This window comes from Streptomyces sp. NBC_01306, assembly GCF_026340465.1.
In the GTDB taxonomy this organism is placed as follows: domain Bacteria; phylum Actinomycetota; class Actinomycetes; order Streptomycetales; family Streptomycetaceae; genus Streptomyces.
In genome coordinates, this window is record NZ_JAPEPC010000001.1 from 5,788,997 (window position 1) to 5,807,019 (window position 18,023).

The following is an 18,023-nucleotide window of genomic DNA, read 5'->3' on the forward strand; positions in this document are numbered from 1 at the left end:
GCTGATCGTGCTCATTTCTGGGGTTGTGCGGGCGCGGGCGCGGGAGGCGTCAGCGCTGGTAGCGGTCGAGGACCCGCTGGCCGTCGCCGGTCAGCTTGGAGCGCAGCGAGCTCAGACCGATCGAGCCGTTGTAGTACTCCTGGAAGGCGGGGGTGGCGATCTTGTCCTTCCACTCGGCGTAGCCACGCACCCCGAGTACGGGGGAGGGGATCAGGTCGCCTGCCATCTCGCTGCCGGTGCGCCAGCCGTTCTCCGGGGTGCGCAGCGCCGGGTCCTTCAGCGCCGAGCGGCTGTCGGGCAGCAGCCAGTCGCCGAGGGCGAGGCGCGCGGCGTTCTTGCCCTGGGTGAGGAAGGAGATGAAGTCGACCGCCGCCTGCTTGTGGTGCGAGTCCTGCGAGACCGACAGGGTCTGCGGTACGACCCCCTGCGAGCTGCCCCGCGGTCCGCTCCCCGCGGGCATCGGCAGGACCGTCCAGCCGAAGCCCTTCGGCGCCTGCTGCTGGACCTGCTGCCGGAAGGAGAAGTTCAGCGGCACCATGGCGTACTTGCCGGCGAAGAACCCGGGCAGAGTGTCCGAACCGCCCATGCCCAGACTGCTCTTGGGCGCGGTGTGGTCCTGGTTGATCTGCCGGTTGATGACCTGGGACACCGCGGAGTCGGCGGCGTCGAAGCTCACCTTGTTCTTGCCGTCCGCCTTTTTGAAGATCTGCCCGCCGGTGGACGCGGAGCTGTTGACGGACTGGCTCACCGGCTCCTTCATCGACCAGGCGACGCCGTACCGCCGGGTTTTCCCGCCCGGCCCCCGGACCGTGAGCTTCTTGGCGGCCCGCTCGAACTCCGGCCAGCTCCAGGGGTGGGTGGCGGTCGGAATCCGTACGCCGGACGCCTTGAGCAGTTTGGTGTTGGCGACCATGACCCGCGGCTCCTGGAGGAACGGCACGCCGTAGATCCCCTTGTCGAAGGTGGTCATGTCCCACGACTGCCGGGGGATGTCCTTGTGCAGCGACGCGGGCAGCATCCCGCGTATGTCGGCGAGATAGCCGCCGTACGCGAAGTCCGTGAGGTCCGACGCGTCGTCATGGATGATGTCCGGCGCCTGGCCGCCCTCGAAGGAGGTGAGCAGCTGGTCGTGGATGCCGTCCCAGCTGCCCTGTACGTACTTGACGTGGACGTCGGGGTGGTGTCTGTTCCACTGCGCGACCAGTGCCTTGTTGGCGGCCACGGAGTCCTTCTGCCAGGCCAGGCTGAGGAATTGGAGCGTGACCCGGCCGGACGAGTCGTCACCGCTGTCGCCCTGGCCGCAGCCGGTGACGAGGACCAGCCCGGCAGCGGCGGCCAGCGCCGTCACCGCGGTACGGATCCGGTTACGGGTGCGCATCAGCCCTTCACCGCCCCTGCGAGCATCCCGCCGACCAGCCTGCGCTGGAGCAGCGCGAAGAAGAGCAGGCTGGGGATGGTGGCGATGACGGAGGCCGCGGCGAGCGGTCCCAGGTCGGCGACGCCCTCGGCGCCGAGGAAACGGGTCAGGATCACGGACATCGTCTGGTTCTCCGGGGACTTGAGCAGCACGAGGGCGAAGAAGAACTCGTTCCAGGCGGTGACGAAGGTGAACATCGCCGTCGCGACCAGACCCGGGGTCAGCAGCGGGAAGACCACGCTGACCAGGGTCCGCAGCCGCCCGGCGCCGTCGACGGCCGCGGCCTCCTCCAGCGTGACCGGGACGGCCTTGACGTACCCCTGGAGCATCCAGAGCGAGAACGGCAGGTTCCAGACGACGTACACCGCGATCAGACCGGCGAGCGAGTTGATCAGGTGCAGGTTCTTCAGCACCAGGAACAGCGGGATGATGATCAGCACGAACGGGAACATCTGGCTGACCAGCACCCAGCCGTTGGCCACCGTGGACATCCGGCTGCGGAAGCGGACCAGGGCGTACGCGGCGGGCACCGCGAGCGCCACCGAGATCACCGTCGCGCTGCCCGCCACGATCAGGCTGTTGAGCGCGGAGTGCAGCAGCGGCTGTGCGTCGAAGGCGGCCCGGAAGTTGTCCAGGGTCGGGTGCTGGGGGAGCCAGGTCGGGCTGATGGACCCCAGTTCCCTGGGGGACTTGAACGCGGTGGACACCAGCCACAGCAGCGGGAACGCCAGGAAGACCAGATAGCACAGGAGGGCCAGGTACTGACCGGTGCGGCCGGCCGTCCGCCGGGCGCGGAGCTGTGCGGGGACACTCATGCCGCCTCCTCCTTGAGCTTCTTGCGCAGGAACACGGTGAGGAGGACCGCGATGAGGGCGACCATCACCAGACCCATCGCGGCCGCGTAGCCGAACTGGCCGTACTTGAAGGCCTCTTCGTACGAGAAGAGCATCGGCAGCCGGGTCTTGCCGCCGGGTCCGCCCTGCGTCAGCACGTAGACCAGGCCGAACGAGTTGAAGTTCCAGATGAAGTTCAGCGCGGTCACGGCGACCACCACCGGCCTGAGGGCGGGCCAGGTGACGGTGGTGAAGCGGCGCCACATCCCGGCGCCGTCGAGCTGCGCTGCCTCCTTCAGCTCCACCGGTACGTTCTGCAGCCCGGCGAGCAGCACCACGGTGGTCTGCGGCATCCCCGCCCACACACCGACGACGATCACGGCCGGGAGCGCCACCGAGAGGCTGGTCAGCCAGTCGACGTTGTCGCTGATCAGGTGCAGCTGCATCAGCGTCTTGTTGAGGATGCCCGCGTCCGGGTGGTACACGAGCCGCCACATGATCCCGACGACCACCTCGGGCATCGCCCACGGGACCAGCGCGAGCGTGCGGGCCAGCCAGCGGAAGCGCAGGTTCTCGTTGAGCAGCAGGGCCAGGCCCAGCGCCAGCACGAACTGGAGCACGGTGACGCTGACGGCCCAGACGATGCCGATCCGGAACGACTCCCAGAACAGCGAGTCGTGCAGCAGATCGACGAAGTTGGCGAGGCCGGTGAACTGCGTCGACGTGGTGCGCCCGGCCTGCGAGTCGGTGAAGGCGAGCGAGAAGCCGTACAGCAGCGGCCCCACGCTCAGCACCAGGATCGGTATCAGGGCGGGCGCCAGCAGGAACCACGCCCCCCGGTCCAGACCGAGCGCCCGTCTGCGCTGGTCGGGGGTGCGGGGCGGTGGGGTGCCGCGGTGGCCCGCGGCGTCTTTGCCACGGGCTGCGGTGAGACTCATACGGACCTCGGGTTCTCCAGGTCGGTCGCCGGCGCGGTGGAGGCGCGTACGACGAGGCGGGGTACGGCGGTGCTGTGCTGCGGGGCTTCGGGGGCCGCGCCCTGGCCGAGCCGGGCGAGCAGCAGTCCGGCCGCCCGTCTGCCGCGCTCGACGGAGCCCAGGTCGACGCTGGTCAGCGGCGGCCAGGCGGCCTGGGCCAGGGCGCTGTCGTCCATTCCCGCCACGGCGATGTCGTCGGGGATGCGCAGCCCGCGGGAGTGCAGGGTGCGGACCGCGCCGACGGCCAGCTGGTCGTTGGCGCAGAAGAGTGCGTCGGGGGAGGCGGCCAGCAACTGCTCGGCCGCCGCTGCGCCGGACTCGGTGGCGAAGTCGGTGTTGACCACGAGCGATTCGTCGTAGCGCAGGCCCAGGCTGTCGAGGGCCTTGCGGTAGCCGGTGGCGCGGTTGCGTCCCGGCACCGTGTCGAGCGGGCCGTTGATGAAGGCGATCCTGCGCCGCCCCGTCCCGTGCAGATGGCGTACGGCGAGCCCGACGCCGCGCACGGAGTCGGCGCGCACGCTGTCGACCGGCACGTTCTCCGGCAGCGAGCCGATGATCACGACCGGGGCGGCCGCCGAGCTGAGCGCCTTCGCGTAGGCGCCGGTGATGCGGATGGGGCAGAGGATCAGCCCGTCGCTCGTGCGGTCGCCCAGACTGCGGATCGCGGCGAGCTCGTCCTCCACGACCGCGTCGGTGGAGTGCAGCAGCAGCCGGTATCCGGCGGCCCGGGTGACGGACTGGATCCCGCGGACCATCGCCACGTACACCGGGTTGCCGATGTCCTCCATCGCGAAGGTCAGCTGCCGGGTCCTGCCGCCCTTGAGCGAGCGGGCCACGGCGTTCGGTACGTAACCGAGCTCCGCGACCGCGCGCTCGACCCGCGAGACGGTGTCGGGGCGTGCGCCGACGCCGTTGAGCACCCGGGAGACGGACGCGATGGACACCCCCGCGCGCTGGGCGATCGACACGATGGTCGGTGTCCCGTTCTGCGGCATGTCTGCCCCCTGAGCATCCGTGACCTGGTGTGAGTGCGCGCTGTAAACGTTTCCAGCAACTGGAAACGTTTACAGATACTGGAGACCCGGCTCGGGGACGTCAATGCGTCTGTCGTGTGATCCACGTCTCCATCGAGATTCCGGAGGATCGCATCCGGGCTGGTCCCGGCCCTTCGCACCCCTGGTAAGTACGGCCTTCCTTGCTGGCGAGAGCCATTTTTCGTGCGTACTTTCGACTGTGTTCCCGGGTCCGCTGCGCGGAGCCGGGGCGCTGACGCAAGAGAGAGGGCGGGGACCGATGTCCATCATGGAGAACGAGGCGGCGCTGCATGAGGCGCACCGCGACAACCACACCCACCGGGACGTCAACGGCGGCTGGCTGCGCCCCGCCGTCTTCGGTGCGATGGACGGGCTGGTCTCCAACCTCGCGCTGATGACCGGGGTCGCGGGCGGCGACGTATCGCACCGCACCATCGTGATCACCGGCCTGGTGGGCCTCGCGGCCGGAGCCTTCTCGATGGCCGCGGGCGAGTACACGTCGGTCGCCTCGCAGCGCGAGCTCGTCCAGGCCGAACTCGAAGTGGAGCGGCGGGAGTTGCGCAAGCACCCGCTGGACGAGATGAAGGAGCTCGCGGCGCTCTACGTGTCGCGCGGGGTGGAGCCCCGGCTGGCGGCCGAGGTTGCCGAGCAGCTCTCCAGGGACCCCGAGCAGGCGCTGGAGATCCACGCCAGGGAAGAGCTGGGCATCGACCCGGACGACCTGCCGTCCCCGCTGGTCGCCGCACTGTCGTCCTTCGGTGCCTTCGCGCTGGGCGCGCTGCTTCCGCTGCTCCCGTATCTGCTCGGCGCCACCGCGCTGTGGCTGGCCCTGCTGCTGGCCCTGATCGGTCTCTTCGGCTGTGGCGCAGTGGTGGCGCGGGTCACCGCGCGCTCCTGGTGGTACAGCGGGCTCCGGCAGCTGGCGCTGGGAGGGGCTGCGGCCGGGATCACCTACGCGCTGGGCGCGCTGTTCGGCACCGCCGTGGGCTGATCGGCTCCCGGGCCTTCACCGGTCCGGGGGAGTGAGGCATTATGCGTCGAGCATCATAGGTATCGGCTGCCCGGCGGTTTTGAGTGACGAACCACCGGGCATAAGCCGGAAGCGCCGCAGGCAACGCCGCCTGCACCTATCCGGGCCCACGGACGCCGATCCGGCCGTGTCGCCCCACCTCCACCGCTCCGCGGTGTCCGCATGTTGGAATGAAAACATCCGCTTTTCGAGAAGCACTCCATCATGTAACCTGCTCGAAATTTCGCAGAGGGCCAACGTCGTCCCTATGCACTTGCATATGCCACGACGACGACGGGAGAGCCGATGCGCATCCACGCCTGGTCGCCCATGGAGGGTCGCCCCGCCCCGCAGGGGCTGTACGACCCCAGCAACGAGCACGACGCCTGCGGTGTCGGGTTCGTGGCCACTCTTACCGGCGTGGCCAGCCACGAGCTGGTCGAGCAGGCGCTGACCGTACTGCGCAATCTCGAACACCGCGGCGCCACCGGATCCGAGCCGGACTCCGGCGACGGAGCGGGAATCCTGCTCCAGGTGCCCGACGCTTTCCTGCGTGAGGCCACCGGATTCGAGCTCCCCGAAGCGGGTGCGTACGCCGTCGGCATCGGCTTCCTGCCGCTCGACGACAGCCCCGCTGCCGTCTCGCGGATAGAGACGCTGGCCGCCGAGGAAGGCCTCACCGTCCTCGGCTGGCGCGAGGTCCCGGTCACCCCGGACCTGCTGGGCAGCGGCGCCCGCGCCACCATGCCCGAGTTCCGTCAGCTCTTCGTCGCCGACGCGCCGCAGGGTGAGGACGCCCCTGCCACGGGCATCGCGCTCGACCGCAAGGCCTTCGTCCTGCGCAAGCGCGCCGAGCGCGAGGCCGGGGTCTACTTCCCCTCGCTCTCCGCCCGCACGATCGTCTACAAGGGCATGCTCACGACGGGGCAGCTGGAGCCGTTCTTCCCGGACCTCTCCGACCGCCGCTTCGCCACCGCCGTCGCCCTGGTGCACTCGCGCTTCTCGACCAACACCTTCCCGAGCTGGCCGCTCGCCCACCCGTACCGCTTCGTCGCGCACAACGGCGAGATCAACACGGTCAAGGGCAACCGCAACTGGATGAAGGCCCGCGAGTCCCAGCTCGCGTCCGACCTCTTCGGACCGCAGAAGCTGGACCGGATCTTCCCCCTCTGCACCCCCGACGCCTCGGACTCCGCCTCCTTCGACGAGGTCCTGGAGCTCCTGCACCTGGGCGGCCGCTCGCTCCCGCACTCCGTGCTGATGATGGTCCCCGAGGCGTGGGAGAACCACGAGTCGATGGACCCGGCACGCCGGGCCTTCTACCAGTACCACGCGACGATGATGGAGCCCTGGGACGGCCCCGCCTGCGTCACCTTCACCGACGGCACTCAGGTCGGCGCGGTCCTCGACCGCAACGGTCTGCGCCCCGGCCGCTACTGGGTGACCGATGACGGCCTCGTCGTCCTCTCGTCCGAGGTCGGCGTCCTGGACATCGACCCCGCGAAGGTGGTCCGCAAGGGCCGTCTGCAGCCCGGCCGGATGTTCCTCGTGGACACCGCCGAGCACCGCATCATCGAGGACGACGAGATCAAGGCCGGTCTCGCCGCCGAGCAGCCGTACGAGGAGTGGCTGGAGAGCGGCGAGATCGAGCTGGAGGACCTCCCCGAGCGCGAGCACATCGTGCACACCCACGCCTCGGTCACCCGCCGCCAGCAGACCTTCGGCTACACCGAGGAGGAGCTGCGCATCATCCTCGCGCCCATGGCCCGCACCTCGGGCGAGCCGCTCGGCTCCATGGGCACGGACTCGCCGATCGCCGCGCTCTCCGCGCGCCCCCGGCTGCTCTTCGACTACTTCACCCAGCTCTTCGCGCAGGTCACCAACCCGCCGCTGGACGCCATCCGCGAGGAGCTCGTCACCTCGCTGCGCTCCACGCTCGGCCCCGCGGGCAACATCCTGGAGCCCACAGCGGCCGCCTGCCGCAGCGTCACGCTGCCCTTCCCGGTGATCGACAACGACGAGCTCGCCAAGCTGATACACATCAACGCCGACGGCGACATGCCGGGGATGAAGGCCGCGACGCTCGCCGGCCTCTACCGGGTCGGCGGCGGTGGCGACGCCCTCGCCGCCCGGCTCAAGGACATCTGCGACGAGACCGACGCCGCCATCGAGGCGGGCGCCCGGCTGATCGTCCTGTCCGACCGGCACTCCGACGCCGAGCACGCCCCGATCCCCTCGCTGCTGCTCACATCGGCCGTCCACCACCACCTCATCCGCACCAAGCAGCGCACCCAGGTGGGCCTCCTCGTCGAGGCCGGTGACGTACGCGAGGTGCACCACATCGCCCTGCTGATCGGGTACGGCGCCGCCGCCGTCAACCCGTACCTCGCCATGGAGTCCGTCGAGGACCTGGTCCGCGCCGGCACCTTCATCGAGGGCCTGGAGCCCGAGCAGGCCATCCGTAACCTGATCTACGCCCTGGGCAAGGGCGTCCTGAAGGTCATGTCCAAGATGGGCATCTCGACCGTGGCCTCCTACCGGGGCGCGCAGGTCTTCGAGGCCGTCGGACTCGACCAGTCCTTCGTCGACACGTACTTCAACGGCACCGCGACCAAGATCGGCGGCGCCGGACTCGATGTCGTCGCCACCGAGGTCGCCGCCCGGCACGCCAAGGCGTACCCCGCGTCCGGCATCTCCGCATCGCACCGCAAGCTGGAGATCGGCGGCGAGTACCAGTGGCGCCGCGAGGGCGAGCCGCACCTCTTCGACCCGGACACGGTCTTCCGCCTCCAGCACGCGGCGCGCTCCGGCCGGTACGACATCTTCAAGAAGTACACGGACCGGGTGAACGAGCAGTCCGAGCGGCTGATGACGCTCCGCGGCCTGTTCGGCTTCGCCTCCGGCCGCGAGTCCATCCCGCTCGACGAGGTGGAGCCCGCGTCGGAGATCGTCAAGCGCTTCTCCACCGGCGCCATGTCGTACGGCTCCATCTCCAAGGAGGCGCACGAGACCCTCGCCATCGCCATGAACCAGCTGGGCGGCAAGTCCAACACCGGTGAGGGCGGCGAGGACGCCGACCGGCTGTACGACCCGGCGCGCCGCTCGTCCATCAAGCAGGTCGCATCCGGCCGCTTCGGTGTGACCAGCGAGTACCTGGTCAACGCCGACGACATCCAGATCAAGATGGCGCAGGGCGCCAAGCCCGGCGAGGGCGGCCAGCTGCCCGGCCACAAGGTCTACCCGTGGGTCGCGAAGACCCGGCACTCGACGCCCGGCGTCGGCCTCATCTCGCCGCCGCCGCACCACGACATCTACTCCATCGAGGATCTCGCCCAGCTGATCCACGACCTCAAGAACGCCAACCCGGCGGCCCGCATCCACGTGAAGCTGGTCTCCGAGGTCGGTGTCGGCACGGTCGCCGCGGGCGTCTCCAAGGCGCACGCGGACGTCGTCCTCATCTCCGGACACGACGGCGGCACCGGCGCCTCCCCGCTCACCTCGCTGAAGCACGCGGGCGGCCCCTGGGAGCTCGGCCTCGCCGAAACCCAGCAGACGCTGCTGCTCAACGGTCTGCGGGACCGCATCGTCGTACAGACCGACGGCCAGCTGAAGACCGGCCGCGACGTCATCATCGCCGCGCTCCTCGGCGCCGAGGAGTTCGGTTTCGCGACCGCGCCGCTCGTCGTCTCCGGCTGCGTCATGATGCGCGTCTGCCACCTCGACACCTGCCCGGTCGGCATCGCCACCCAGAACCCGGTGCTGCGCGAGCGCTTCTCCGGCAAGGCCGAGTACATCGTGAACTTCTTCCGGTTCATCGCCGAAGAGGTCCGCGAACTCCTCGCCGAGCTGGGCTTCCGTACCCTCGAAGAGGCCGTCGGCCACGCCGAGCTGCTCGACACCGAGCGGGCGGTCAACCACTGGAAGGCGCAGGGGCTCGACCTCAACCCGCTCTTCCACGTCCCGGAGCTGCCCGAGGGCGCGGCACGCCACCGCACCGCCGAGCAGGACCACGGCCTGGAGAAGGCGCTCGACAACCAGCTGATCAAGCTGGCGGCCGACGCGCTGGCCGCCGACTCCGCCGAGGCCGCCCAGCCGGTCCGCGCGCAGGTCGCCATCCGGAACATCAACCGGACCGTCGGCACCATGCTCGGTCACGAGGTGACGAAGAAGTTCGGTGGCGCGGGCCTGCCCGACGACACCATCGACATCACCTTCACCGGCTCCGCGGGCCAGTCCTTCGGCGCCTTCGCCCCGCGCGGGGTCACCCTCCGGCTGGAGGGCGACGCCAACGACTACGTCGGCAAGGGCCTCTCCGGCGGCCGCATCGTCGTCCGCCCGGACCGCGGCGCCGAGCACCTCGCCGAGTACTCCACCATCGCGGGCAACACCATCGCCTACGGCGCGACCGGCGGCGAGCTGTTCCTGCGCGGCCGCACCGGCGAGCGGTTCTGCGTCCGCAACTCCGGCGCGACGGTCGTCTCGGAAGGCGTGGGCGACCACGGCTGCGAGTACATGACCGGCGGGCACGCCGTGGTCATCGGCGAGACCGGCCGGAACTTCGCCGCCGGTATGTCGGGCGGTGTCGCGTACGTGATCGACCTCGACCCCGACAACGTCAACGCCGGAAACATCGGCGCGGTCGAGTCCGTCGACGACACCGACAAGCAGTGGCTGCACGACGTCGTGCGCCGCCACCAGGAGGAGACCGGCTCCACCGTGGCCGAGAAGCTGCTGGCCGACTGGGACACATCGGCGGCCCGCTTCAGCAAGATCATCCCGACCACCTACAAGGCAGTGCTCGCCGCCAAGGACGCCGCTGAGCTGGCAGGTCTCTCCGAGAACGAGACCACCGAGAAGATGATGGAGGCGGCGACCAATGGCTGACCCCAAGGGCTTTCTGACAACGGACCGCGAGGTCGCGCAGACCCGCCCCGTCGATGAGCGGGTGAAGGACTGGAACGAGGTCTACGTTCCCGGATCCCTGCTGCCGATCATCAGCAAGCAGGCCGGCCGCTGCATGGACTGCGGTATCCCGTTCTGCCACAACGGCTGCCCGCTGGGGAACCTCATCCCCGAGTGGAACGACTACGCGTACCGCGAGGACTGGTCGGCGGCGTCCGAGCGGCTGCACGCCACCAACAACTTCCCGGAGTTCACCGGACGCCTCTGCCCGGCGCCCTGCGAGTCGGCGTGTGTGCTCGGCATCAACCAGCCCGCCGTCACCATCAAGAACGTCGAGGTCTCGATCATCGACAAGGCGTGGGACAGCGGCGACGTCACCCCGCAGCCGCCCGAGCGGCTCTCCGGCAAGACGGTCGCGGTCATCGGCTCGGGACCGGCAGGACTCGCCGCCGCCCAGCAGCTGACCCGCGCCGGGCACACGGTCGCCGTCTACGAGCGCGCGGACCGCATCGGGGGACTGCTCCGGTACGGCATCCCCGCGTTCAAGATGGAGAAGTCCCACATCAACCGGCGCATCGAGCAGATGCGCGCGGAGGGCACCAAGTTCCGCACCGAGACGGAGATCGGCCGCGACATCGACGCGGCGAAGCTCCGCCGCAGGTACGACGCGGTGGTCATCGCCGCCGGCGCGACGGTCTCCCGGGACCTGCCCGTACCGGGCCGTGAGCTGAACGGCATCCACTTCGCCATGGAGTACCTGCCGCTCGCCAACAAGGTGCAGGAGGGCGACCTCACGGTGGCCCCGATCACCGCCGAGGGAAAGCACGTCGTGGTCATCGGCGGCGGCGACACCGGCGCCGACTGCGTGGGCACCGCCCACCGCCAGGGCGCCGCTTCGGTCACCCAGCTGGAGATCATGCCCCGGCCCGGCGACGAGCGGAACGCCGGCCAGCCCTGGCCGACCTTCCCGATGCTCTACAAGGTCACCTCCGCGCACGAGGAGGGCGGCGAGCGCATCTACGCCGTGTCGACCACGCACTTCGAGGGTTCCGAGCCCGAGGAGGGGGAGACGGTCGGAAACGTCAAGTACCTGCACCTCGTCGAGGTGGAGTTCAAGGACGGCAAGCTGGAGCAGCAGCCCGGCACCGAGCGCCGGATCCCCGCCGAGCTGGTCACCCTGGCCATGGGCTTCACCGGAACCGACCAGGCCAACGGTCTCGTCCAGCAGTTCGGCCTCGAACTCGACGCCCGCGGCAACATCGCCCGCGATGCCGACTACGCGACCAATGTGCCCGGCGTGTACGTTGCTGGGGACGCGGGCCGCGGCCAGTCGCTGATCGTCTGGGCGATCGCCGAGGGCCGCTCGGCGGCGCGCGGCGTGGACCGTTTCCTCACGGGCGCCAGCGAGCTGCACGCCCCGATCAAGCCGACGGACCGGGCACTGACGGTCTGAAGGACCCACCGATACGTCCCGCACAATGGGGTGCGGAACTGAACGCGGCGCCTGCCTTGTCCCCGACCGGACACTGGGTGGGCGCCGTGGCGCGTCCAGCAGCCAGCAGCGGCTCGCAGCGGCCTTCAGGAGGCGGCGGACGACGACACGGAGGGCGAGGGAGTGGACCAGCGCATGGATCAGCGGGCCGGCCGGCGGGCGGTGCGGGCGTGACAGTACGGATACTGCGGGCCGGCGAGCGGGCCGCCGCGCCCTGGAAGAACGGCGGCGGGGTCACCCGCGAGATCGCCGCCGGGCCCGAGGGTGCCGGGATGGACACCTTCGCCTGGCGGGTGAGCCTGGCGGATGTCGGCGCCGACGGGCCGTTCTCCGTGTTCCCCGAGGTCACCAGGGTGCTGACGGTGGCGGACGGCGCGGGGATGGAGCTGACCGCCGGCGGGGTCCCGCTGCGGGCGGACGAGCGGTTCGTGCCGCACCGCTTCGCCGGAGACGTGGCGACGCACGGACGGCTGCTCGACGGCCCCGTCGTGAACTTCAACGTGATGTACCGCGAAGCGCTCACCGAGGCGCTCATCTCGGTCGTACGGGGCAGACTCACCGTCGCCGTCCCGCCGGGCGCCACCGTGCTGGTCGTCGCGCTGGACGGCGCCGCGGTCCTGGAGGACGCGGGCGCGGCCCTGGGACCCTACGACGCGGCGTTGGTGACCGGGGACTCACCGGGTGTGCTGCGGGCCGACGGCCACACGGCCCTCGTCACCCTGCGCAGCGTGGCGCGGGACCGCAGCAGGGCGCGGAGCTCCTGAATTCCCTTGCCCCACACGTGTGTTGAGGCATGATGCGATCATGACTTCATTCGTACGCCATGTCACGGTCGACTGCGCCAACGCCTATGAACTCGGCAGCTTCTGGGCCAAGGTCCTCGACATTCCGCTCACGGACGAGGACAAGCCGGGTGACCCCGAGGCGCTGATCCAGGCCACCGGTTTCGGGCTGCTCTTCATTCAGGTGCCCGAGCCCAAGCAGATCAAGAACCGCTTGCATCTGGACCTCCAGCCGACGGACCGCACCCGGGAGGAGGAGGTGGAGCGGCTGCTGGCACTCGGCGCCACGCTCGTCGAGGACCACCGCAGGCCCGACGGCCGGGGCTGGGCGACGATGGCCGACATCGAGGGCAACGAGTTCTGTGTCGAGCGGAGCACCGCCGAGCGGTCCAGGGGCTGACCGGCCGCGTTCGGCGGGCGGTGGCCCGGCCGTCCGCGTCCGGTCGTCGGGTCAGTGGTGTACCAGGCAGAAGGGGTGCCCGGCGGGGTCCGCGTAGATACGCCAGCCCGGCGCGCTGTCGTCGAGCAGATGGGCGCCCGCGTCGAGCACCTCGACCTCCGCCCGGTCGAGGTCGGGCACGCTGAAGTCCAGATGGAACTGCTGGGGCCGGGTCGGGTCCGGCCAGGCCGGTGCGCGGTGGTTCTCGGCGCGCTGGAAGGCCAGGACCAGACCGGACGCGGTGTGCAGTGTGGACCAGTCGGAGCTGAGCGTCCAGCGGGGGTCGGGCCGGTCGACACTGCCGCCGAGGACCGACCGGTAGAACGCGGCCAGGTCTGCGGGGGCGGGGCAGTCCAGCACTATGCACTGCAATTCGGCGATCATGCCCGGAATCCTAGGCTGCGGGCCGCCGCGTCCCGTACGGGGAGGGGGCGTCCCGGACACCACGGGCGCGGGTGAACGTCAATCGAACAGTGCGGGGACTCTCTCACCCTTCCGGTCCGTTTTCCGGGGCCCGTCCCGGCTTCCGCCGGCTTCCGGGGCGTTCCGGTGTGCGTGATCAACTGGTGTTACGGCCCAGGCGAGTTGACCGGCGGCCGGGTTCCGTACGGGGCGGAACCACCGGTCGGAGGGGTGCGCGGAGATCATTCGGGTCCCGTTGGGTCCAGACATCCGGGCGACAAGCGTGCTAGGCTGACGTTGTTGCAGTTTTGGTACCCATGAACTTTATGTGCGCCTGACGGGAATGCTCCGACAGGCGCATTATTGTTTTCCGGCTTTCTCCGGATGGGGTTCAATGCGGCGACGCGGAATTCGTAAAGTGCGAATTTCCGGCACTGCACCTGTTGAGGAGAATGTTATGGCCACCGGTACCGTGAAGTGGTTCAACTCGGAAAAGGGCTTCGGCTTCATCGAGCAGGACGGCGGCGGCGCCGACGTCTTCGCCCACTACTCGAACATCGCCACCCAGGGCTTCCGTGAGCTCCAGGAGGGCCAGAAGGTCTCCTTCGACGTCACGCAGGGCCAGAAGGGCCCGCAGGCGGAGAACATCGTCCCGGCCTAATTGTCGGACGCGTACCTCGCTGACCGGGGCCCGCACCTCCAAGGTGCGGGTCCCGGTTTGTGCTGTCCTACATCCGGCAGGAAGGCTTGAACCGCATGACCCGCTCCGCTGAACGCCCGGCACGCCCCGCACGCACCAGTCCGCCGAGGGGCCGAGGCAAGGCCCCCGCAAAGTCTCCGGCCCGCAAGGCAGCTCCCAGGCCTGCCGAATTCACGCTGCCGGACACCATCACCCCCGCGCTGCCCGCCGTCGAGGCCTTCGCCGAGCTGGACATGCCCGCCGCACTCCTCAAGACCCTTGCGGCCCAGGGTGTGACCGACCCCTTCCCGATCCAGGCAGCCACCCTGCCGAACTCCCTCGCGGGCCGCGACCTGCTGGGCCGCGGCCGGACCGGCTCCGGCAAGACCCTGGCGTTCGGGCTGGCGATGCTGGCCCGTGTCGCGGGCCGCCGCGCCGAGCCGAAGGCGCCGCTGGCCCTCGTGCTGGTGCCCACCCGCGAGCTGGCGCAGCAGGTCACCGACGCGCTGACGCCGTACGCCACCTCGGTCCAGCTGCGGCTGACCACTGTCGTCGGCGGGATGTCGATCTCCAAGCAGTCCGGCGCGCTGCGACGTGGCGCCGAGGTGCTGGTCGCCACCCCGGGGCGGCTCAAGGACCTCATCGAGCGCGGCGACTGCCGCCTCGACCAGGTCGGCATCACCGTGCTCGACGAGGCCGACCAGATGGCCGACATGGGGTTCATGCCGCAGGTCACCGCACTGCTCAAGCAGGTCGAGCCGGGCGGTCAGCGGATGCTGTTCTCGGCGACCCTGGACAAGAACATCGACCGGCTGGTCAAGATGTTCCTGACCGACCCGGTCGTGCACTCGGTGGACCCGTCGGCGGGCGCGGTGACCACGATGGACCACCACGTGCTCTATGTCGCCGACGAGACCGACAAGAAGGCCGTCACCACGCGCATCGCGGCACGCGACGGTCGGGTGATCCTCTTCCTGGACACCAAGCGGTCCGTCGACCGTCTGGTGAAGCGGCTGCTGGCCAGCGGCGTACGGGCGGGCGGGCTGCACGGCGGGCGCTCCCAGCCGCAGCGCAACCGCACCCTCGACCAGTTCAAGAACGGCCAGGTCACCGCGTTGGTCGCGACCAACGTCGCGGCGCGCGGCATCCACATCGACGACCTCGACCTGGTCGTGAACGTGGACCCGCCCACCGACCACAAGGACTACGTCCACCGCGGCGGGCGCACCGCGCGGGCGGGCGAGTCGGGCAGCGTCGTCACGCTCGTGCTCCCGGAGCAGAAGCGCGAGATGACCCGGCTGATGTCGGACGCGGGCATCACGCCCAGGACCGCCCGGGTCAGGTCCAGCGACGAGGAGCTCACCCGGATCACCGGGGCGCAGGAACCCTCGGGTGTGGCGATCGTGATCGACGTACCGCAGCAGGCCACCGCGCCGCAGCGGCGCTCCAGGCCCAGCAGGCCCGCGACCGGGGCAGCCGCCCCGGCCGGGCAGGGCCGTGGAGGACGCGGCCGCCGTGGTGGCCAGGGCCGTGGTGGTCAGGGCCAGGGCGGCGCCCAGGGCGGTCAGGGCCGTGGCGGCGCCGGCCGTGGTGGCGGCGGTCAGGGCCGTGGTGGCCAGGGCGGCCGCAGGGCCGCCGCCTGACGGCAGTGTGAGGCCGGGCCCCTCCGCTCAGCGGGCCCGGTGTCAGCTCCGGGGGTGCAGGTCGACACGGACCGTCAGCAGCTCCGTCCCCATCGCCCGGACGACCGCCGCGTTCAGCGCGCGCAGCGGATGCCCCCGGGCGAGGGTGCGCTGCCGGGCGTACGGGTCGTCGCCGGGGAGCAGCTGGGCTGTCCCCGGCACCCAGACGGAGCGGCTCCCCGCACGGAGCCGGACCCGCACGTCAGGGCAGTCCCGGATGTTACGGACGTAACCGGCGTGCATGCCGTGTTCCGCGACGATCCAGAACACCGTCCCCTCCCGGCCCTCGCCGACCGGGGTGGTGCAGATCTGTCCGGTGACCCGCCCGCGCGTCTCCAGCAGCGCGTAGCCGGGCGCGGCCCCGAGCCGCAGCAGCAGCCGGACCGGCGGGTTGATCAGATACCGCTGGAGCGGCCGCACCAGTGTGTGCTTGGTCTCCACGCGCATGAAGGTGACTCCCTCTCGCCGGATCGGCCGGACAGGCCCTAGGTGTCGCAGTCCAGGACGGTGCGGCAGAGCCCGCAGCGGGCCCGCACCCGGCCCCGGACCGGTACCCGTATCCGCTGATGGCAGGTCGGGCAGGCGAAACTGACGCGCAGTCCGTCCGCCGCCTCCTCGAAGGCGTACGGCATCCCCGGGGCGGAGCGGCCGCCGTGCTCCTGCGCGTACCTGCGGTGCTTCGCATAGGCACGCCGCCCGGCCCACCCCGCGGCGGTCAGCGGCGGGCGGCTGCTGTCCTGGCCGGCCCGGGCCCGCCCCTTCGTGTACGCCGTGTAGGCCTGCGGGCTGGTGAACCAGATCGACGGGTCCTCGTCGAAGAGCAGCGCCCGCTTGGCCAGGACGTAACCGAACTCCTCAGGGGTGAGATAGCCGAGCTTCTGGCTGGACACCTCGTCCTCCCGGAACGCGTCGAGCAGCAGCCAGCCCGCCCCGAGGTAGGTCGTCGCGGTGTCGGTGAGGATCTCGTTGTCCCGGGTCCCCGCGAAGCCGAGGCCGAGCCGGTGCAGCAGCACATGCATGACCTCATGGGCGAGAGCCGCCCCGATGTCGCCCCTGTGGGTACGGAAACGGTCATTGAGCTCGATGAAGTACTCCGGCCCCGCGGCCAGTTCGACCGCGGCCGCGTGCTCCATCTCGCGGAAGCTGACGATCATGCGGGCGTCCGGCAGCCGCAGCTGGTGGACCAGCGCACGGGCCACCCGCTGGGCGCCCAGATGCAGATCGTCCACGTCGGAGAACGCGACATCGACGGGTGCGACGCTCGGCGTGTAGCTGAGGACGCCGTCGTACGAGAGGCGCCTGTGCAGTGCCGTGATCGCCGCCTGCACTGTCTCCAGATGCGGAAATCCGTGTACGACCGCGCTGTCGTCCGTCACGTGTCCACTCTACGGCCGGGCGGAAACGGCGGACAGCGGCCATTGTCGTGGGAGTAGCCCTTTCCGGACGACGGGACCAGGTCCTGTCCGGGCAGGGCTTGAGGACCCCTCAGCCCCCACGAGAGGAAGCCCGTTGAACCAGCCAGTGCGCACCATCGGACGAACTGCGGCCATCGGCGCCGCCGTACTCGCCGCCCTCAGCCTCCAGCCCGCCCCGGCCTCGGCCGCCGCCCCCGAACCCGTCGTCGGAGGCACCCGGGTGGCGGAGGGCCAGTACCCCTTTATGGTGCATCTCTCCCAGGGATGCGGCGGAGCCCTCTACGCCAAGGACATCGTCCTCACTGCGGCCCACTGCGTGTCCAAGTCCGGGGCCAACACCTCGATCACCGCCACCGCGGGCTCGGTCGACCTCCAGGGCCCGCGCGCCGTCCACATCAAGTCCACCCAGGTCGTCCAGGCCCCGGGCTACAACGGCAAGGGCAAGGACTGGGCGCTGGTCAAACTGGCCGCGCCCTTCGACCTGCCGACCCTCCCCACCGCCACCAGCACGGAGTACGACCAGGGAACGTTCACCATCGCGGGCTGGGGTTCGACGAGCGAGGACGGCGGCCAGCAGCGCTATCTGCGGCAGGCGACCGTCCCGTACGTGTCCGACGAGCAGTGCGGACAGGCGTACGGAACGCAGTTCAACGCCGGTGACGAGATCTGCGCCGGAGACGTCGCCAAGGGCGGCGTCGACACCTGCCAGGGCGACTCGGGCGGCCCGATGTTCCGCAAGGACGACCAGGGCGGCTGGATCCAGGTCGGGATCGTGAGCTTCGGCCAGGGCTGCGCCGAGCCGGGCTACCCGGGTGTGTACGCCCAGGTGTCGGCCCTCTCGGCGGACATCAAGTCGGCCGCGGACGCGCTGCACTGAGGCCGCGACGGGTGCCCGGCGCACGAGCCGGGCAGAAGTCCGGCTCGCGAGCCGGGTAAAAGAAGGGCCAAAACCGGTCGGAG

Annotated in this window: 14 protein-coding genes and 1 pseudogene; 8 read left to right on the forward strand and 7 right to left on the reverse strand. The window is 70.3% G+C overall.

All coding sequences use genetic code 11. The features are described from left to right. Positions 1-49: 49 nt before the first annotated feature. Genes OG385_RS25540 through OG385_RS25555 form a run of 4 tightly spaced genes read right to left on the reverse strand, consistent with a single transcriptional unit; the run spans position 50 to position 4,222 of the window. Positions 50-1,378 carry an ABC transporter substrate-binding protein gene (locus OG385_RS25540; RefSeq protein WP_266857999.1) on the reverse strand — a complete coding sequence of 443 codons (1,329 nt, stop codon included), beginning with the start codon at positions 1,376-1,378 and terminating at the stop codon, positions 50-52. Continuing rightward, entirely contained in the window at positions 1,378-2,232 is an 855-nt protein-coding gene (locus tag OG385_RS25545; protein WP_266858000.1) for a carbohydrate ABC transporter permease, read from the reverse strand. The genes OG385_RS25540 and OG385_RS25545 overlap by 1 nt, the downstream gene beginning before the upstream one ends. Continuing rightward, positions 2,229-3,188 (reverse strand): carbohydrate ABC transporter permease, encoded by a 960-nt coding sequence (locus OG385_RS25550; protein ID WP_266858002.1) that lies wholly within the window; start codon positions 3,186-3,188, stop codon positions 2,229-2,231. Before OG385_RS25550 ends, OG385_RS25545 begins: the two co-directional genes overlap by 4 nt. Continuing rightward, positions 3,185-4,222: a LacI family DNA-binding transcriptional regulator gene (locus OG385_RS25555; protein WP_266858004.1), complete on the reverse strand. Its 1,038-nt coding sequence runs from the start codon at positions 4,220-4,222 to the stop codon at positions 3,185-3,187. The genes OG385_RS25550 and OG385_RS25555 overlap by 4 nt, the downstream gene beginning before the upstream one ends. A 298-nt stretch (positions 4,223-4,520) precedes the next feature. Between OG385_RS25555 and OG385_RS25560 the strand changes: the two genes are divergently transcribed. From OG385_RS25560 to OG385_RS25580, 5 genes and pseudogenes are all read left to right on the forward strand, one after another. After that, positions 4,521-5,252, forward strand: coding sequence for a VIT1/CCC1 transporter family protein (locus tag OG385_RS25560; RefSeq protein WP_266858005.1), 732 nt, complete (start codon positions 4,521-4,523; stop codon positions 5,250-5,252). A 324-nt stretch (positions 5,253-5,576) separates the two neighbouring features. After that, entirely contained in the window at positions 5,577-10,154 is a 4,578-nt protein-coding gene (gene gltB / locus OG385_RS25565; protein WP_266858007.1) for a glutamate synthase large subunit, read from the forward strand. After that, positions 10,147-11,625 (forward strand): glutamate synthase subunit beta, encoded by a 1,479-nt coding sequence (locus OG385_RS25570; RefSeq protein WP_266858008.1) that lies wholly within the window; start codon positions 10,147-10,149, stop codon positions 11,623-11,625. Before gltB ends, OG385_RS25570 begins: the two co-directional genes overlap by 8 nt. 209 nt (positions 11,626-11,834) lie before the next feature. Beyond that, positions 11,835-12,428: a HutD family protein gene (locus OG385_RS25575; RefSeq protein ID WP_266858009.1), complete on the forward strand. Its 594-nt coding sequence runs from the start codon at positions 11,835-11,837 to the stop codon at positions 12,426-12,428. Positions 12,429-12,468: 40 nt separating this feature from the next. Further along, positions 12,469-12,837, forward strand: a pseudogene (locus OG385_RS25580) (VOC family protein); the annotation flags it as partial. A 60-nt stretch (positions 12,838-12,897) separates the two neighbouring features. On the opposite strand, the gene OG385_RS25585 reads toward OG385_RS25580, so the two are convergent. Then, the gene (locus OG385_RS25585) at positions 12,898-13,269 is read right to left on the reverse strand and encodes a VOC family protein (protein WP_266858011.1); all 372 of its coding nucleotides are present in this window, start codon (positions 13,267-13,269) and stop codon (positions 12,898-12,900) included. 475 nt (positions 13,270-13,744) lie between these two features. Here OG385_RS25585 and OG385_RS25590 point away from each other — a divergent pair, with 475 nt between their 5' ends. Together OG385_RS25590 and OG385_RS25595 are read left to right on the forward strand one after the other, a co-directional pair. Next, on the forward strand, positions 13,745-13,948 hold the full coding sequence (locus tag OG385_RS25590) for a cold-shock protein (RefSeq protein WP_015607926.1): 204 nt from the start codon (positions 13,745-13,747) through the stop codon (positions 13,946-13,948). A gap of 95 nt (positions 13,949-14,043) precedes the next feature. After that, complete coding sequence (locus OG385_RS25595; RefSeq protein ID WP_266858012.1) at positions 14,044-15,609, forward strand: DEAD/DEAH box helicase; 1,566 nt, start codon at positions 14,044-14,046, stop codon at positions 15,607-15,609. Between the two features lie 42 nt (positions 15,610-15,651). Here OG385_RS25595 and OG385_RS25600 read toward each other — a convergent pair whose 3' ends face one another. Next, positions 15,652-16,095: a nitroreductase/quinone reductase family protein gene (locus OG385_RS25600; RefSeq protein WP_266858014.1), complete on the reverse strand. Its 444-nt coding sequence runs from the start codon at positions 16,093-16,095 to the stop codon at positions 15,652-15,654. Positions 16,096-16,133: 38 nt separating this feature from the next. Beyond that, positions 16,134-17,024, reverse strand: coding sequence for a hypothetical protein (locus OG385_RS25605; RefSeq protein ID WP_266858015.1), 891 nt, complete (start codon positions 17,022-17,024; stop codon positions 16,134-16,136). Between the two features lie 133 nt (positions 17,025-17,157). Here OG385_RS25605 and OG385_RS25610 point away from each other — a divergent pair, with 133 nt between their 5' ends. Next, the gene (locus OG385_RS25610) at positions 17,158-17,940 is read left to right on the forward strand and encodes a trypsin-like serine protease (RefSeq protein WP_266858017.1); all 783 of its coding nucleotides are present in this window, start codon (positions 17,158-17,160) and stop codon (positions 17,938-17,940) included. Positions 17,941-18,023 lie beyond the last annotated feature (83 nt).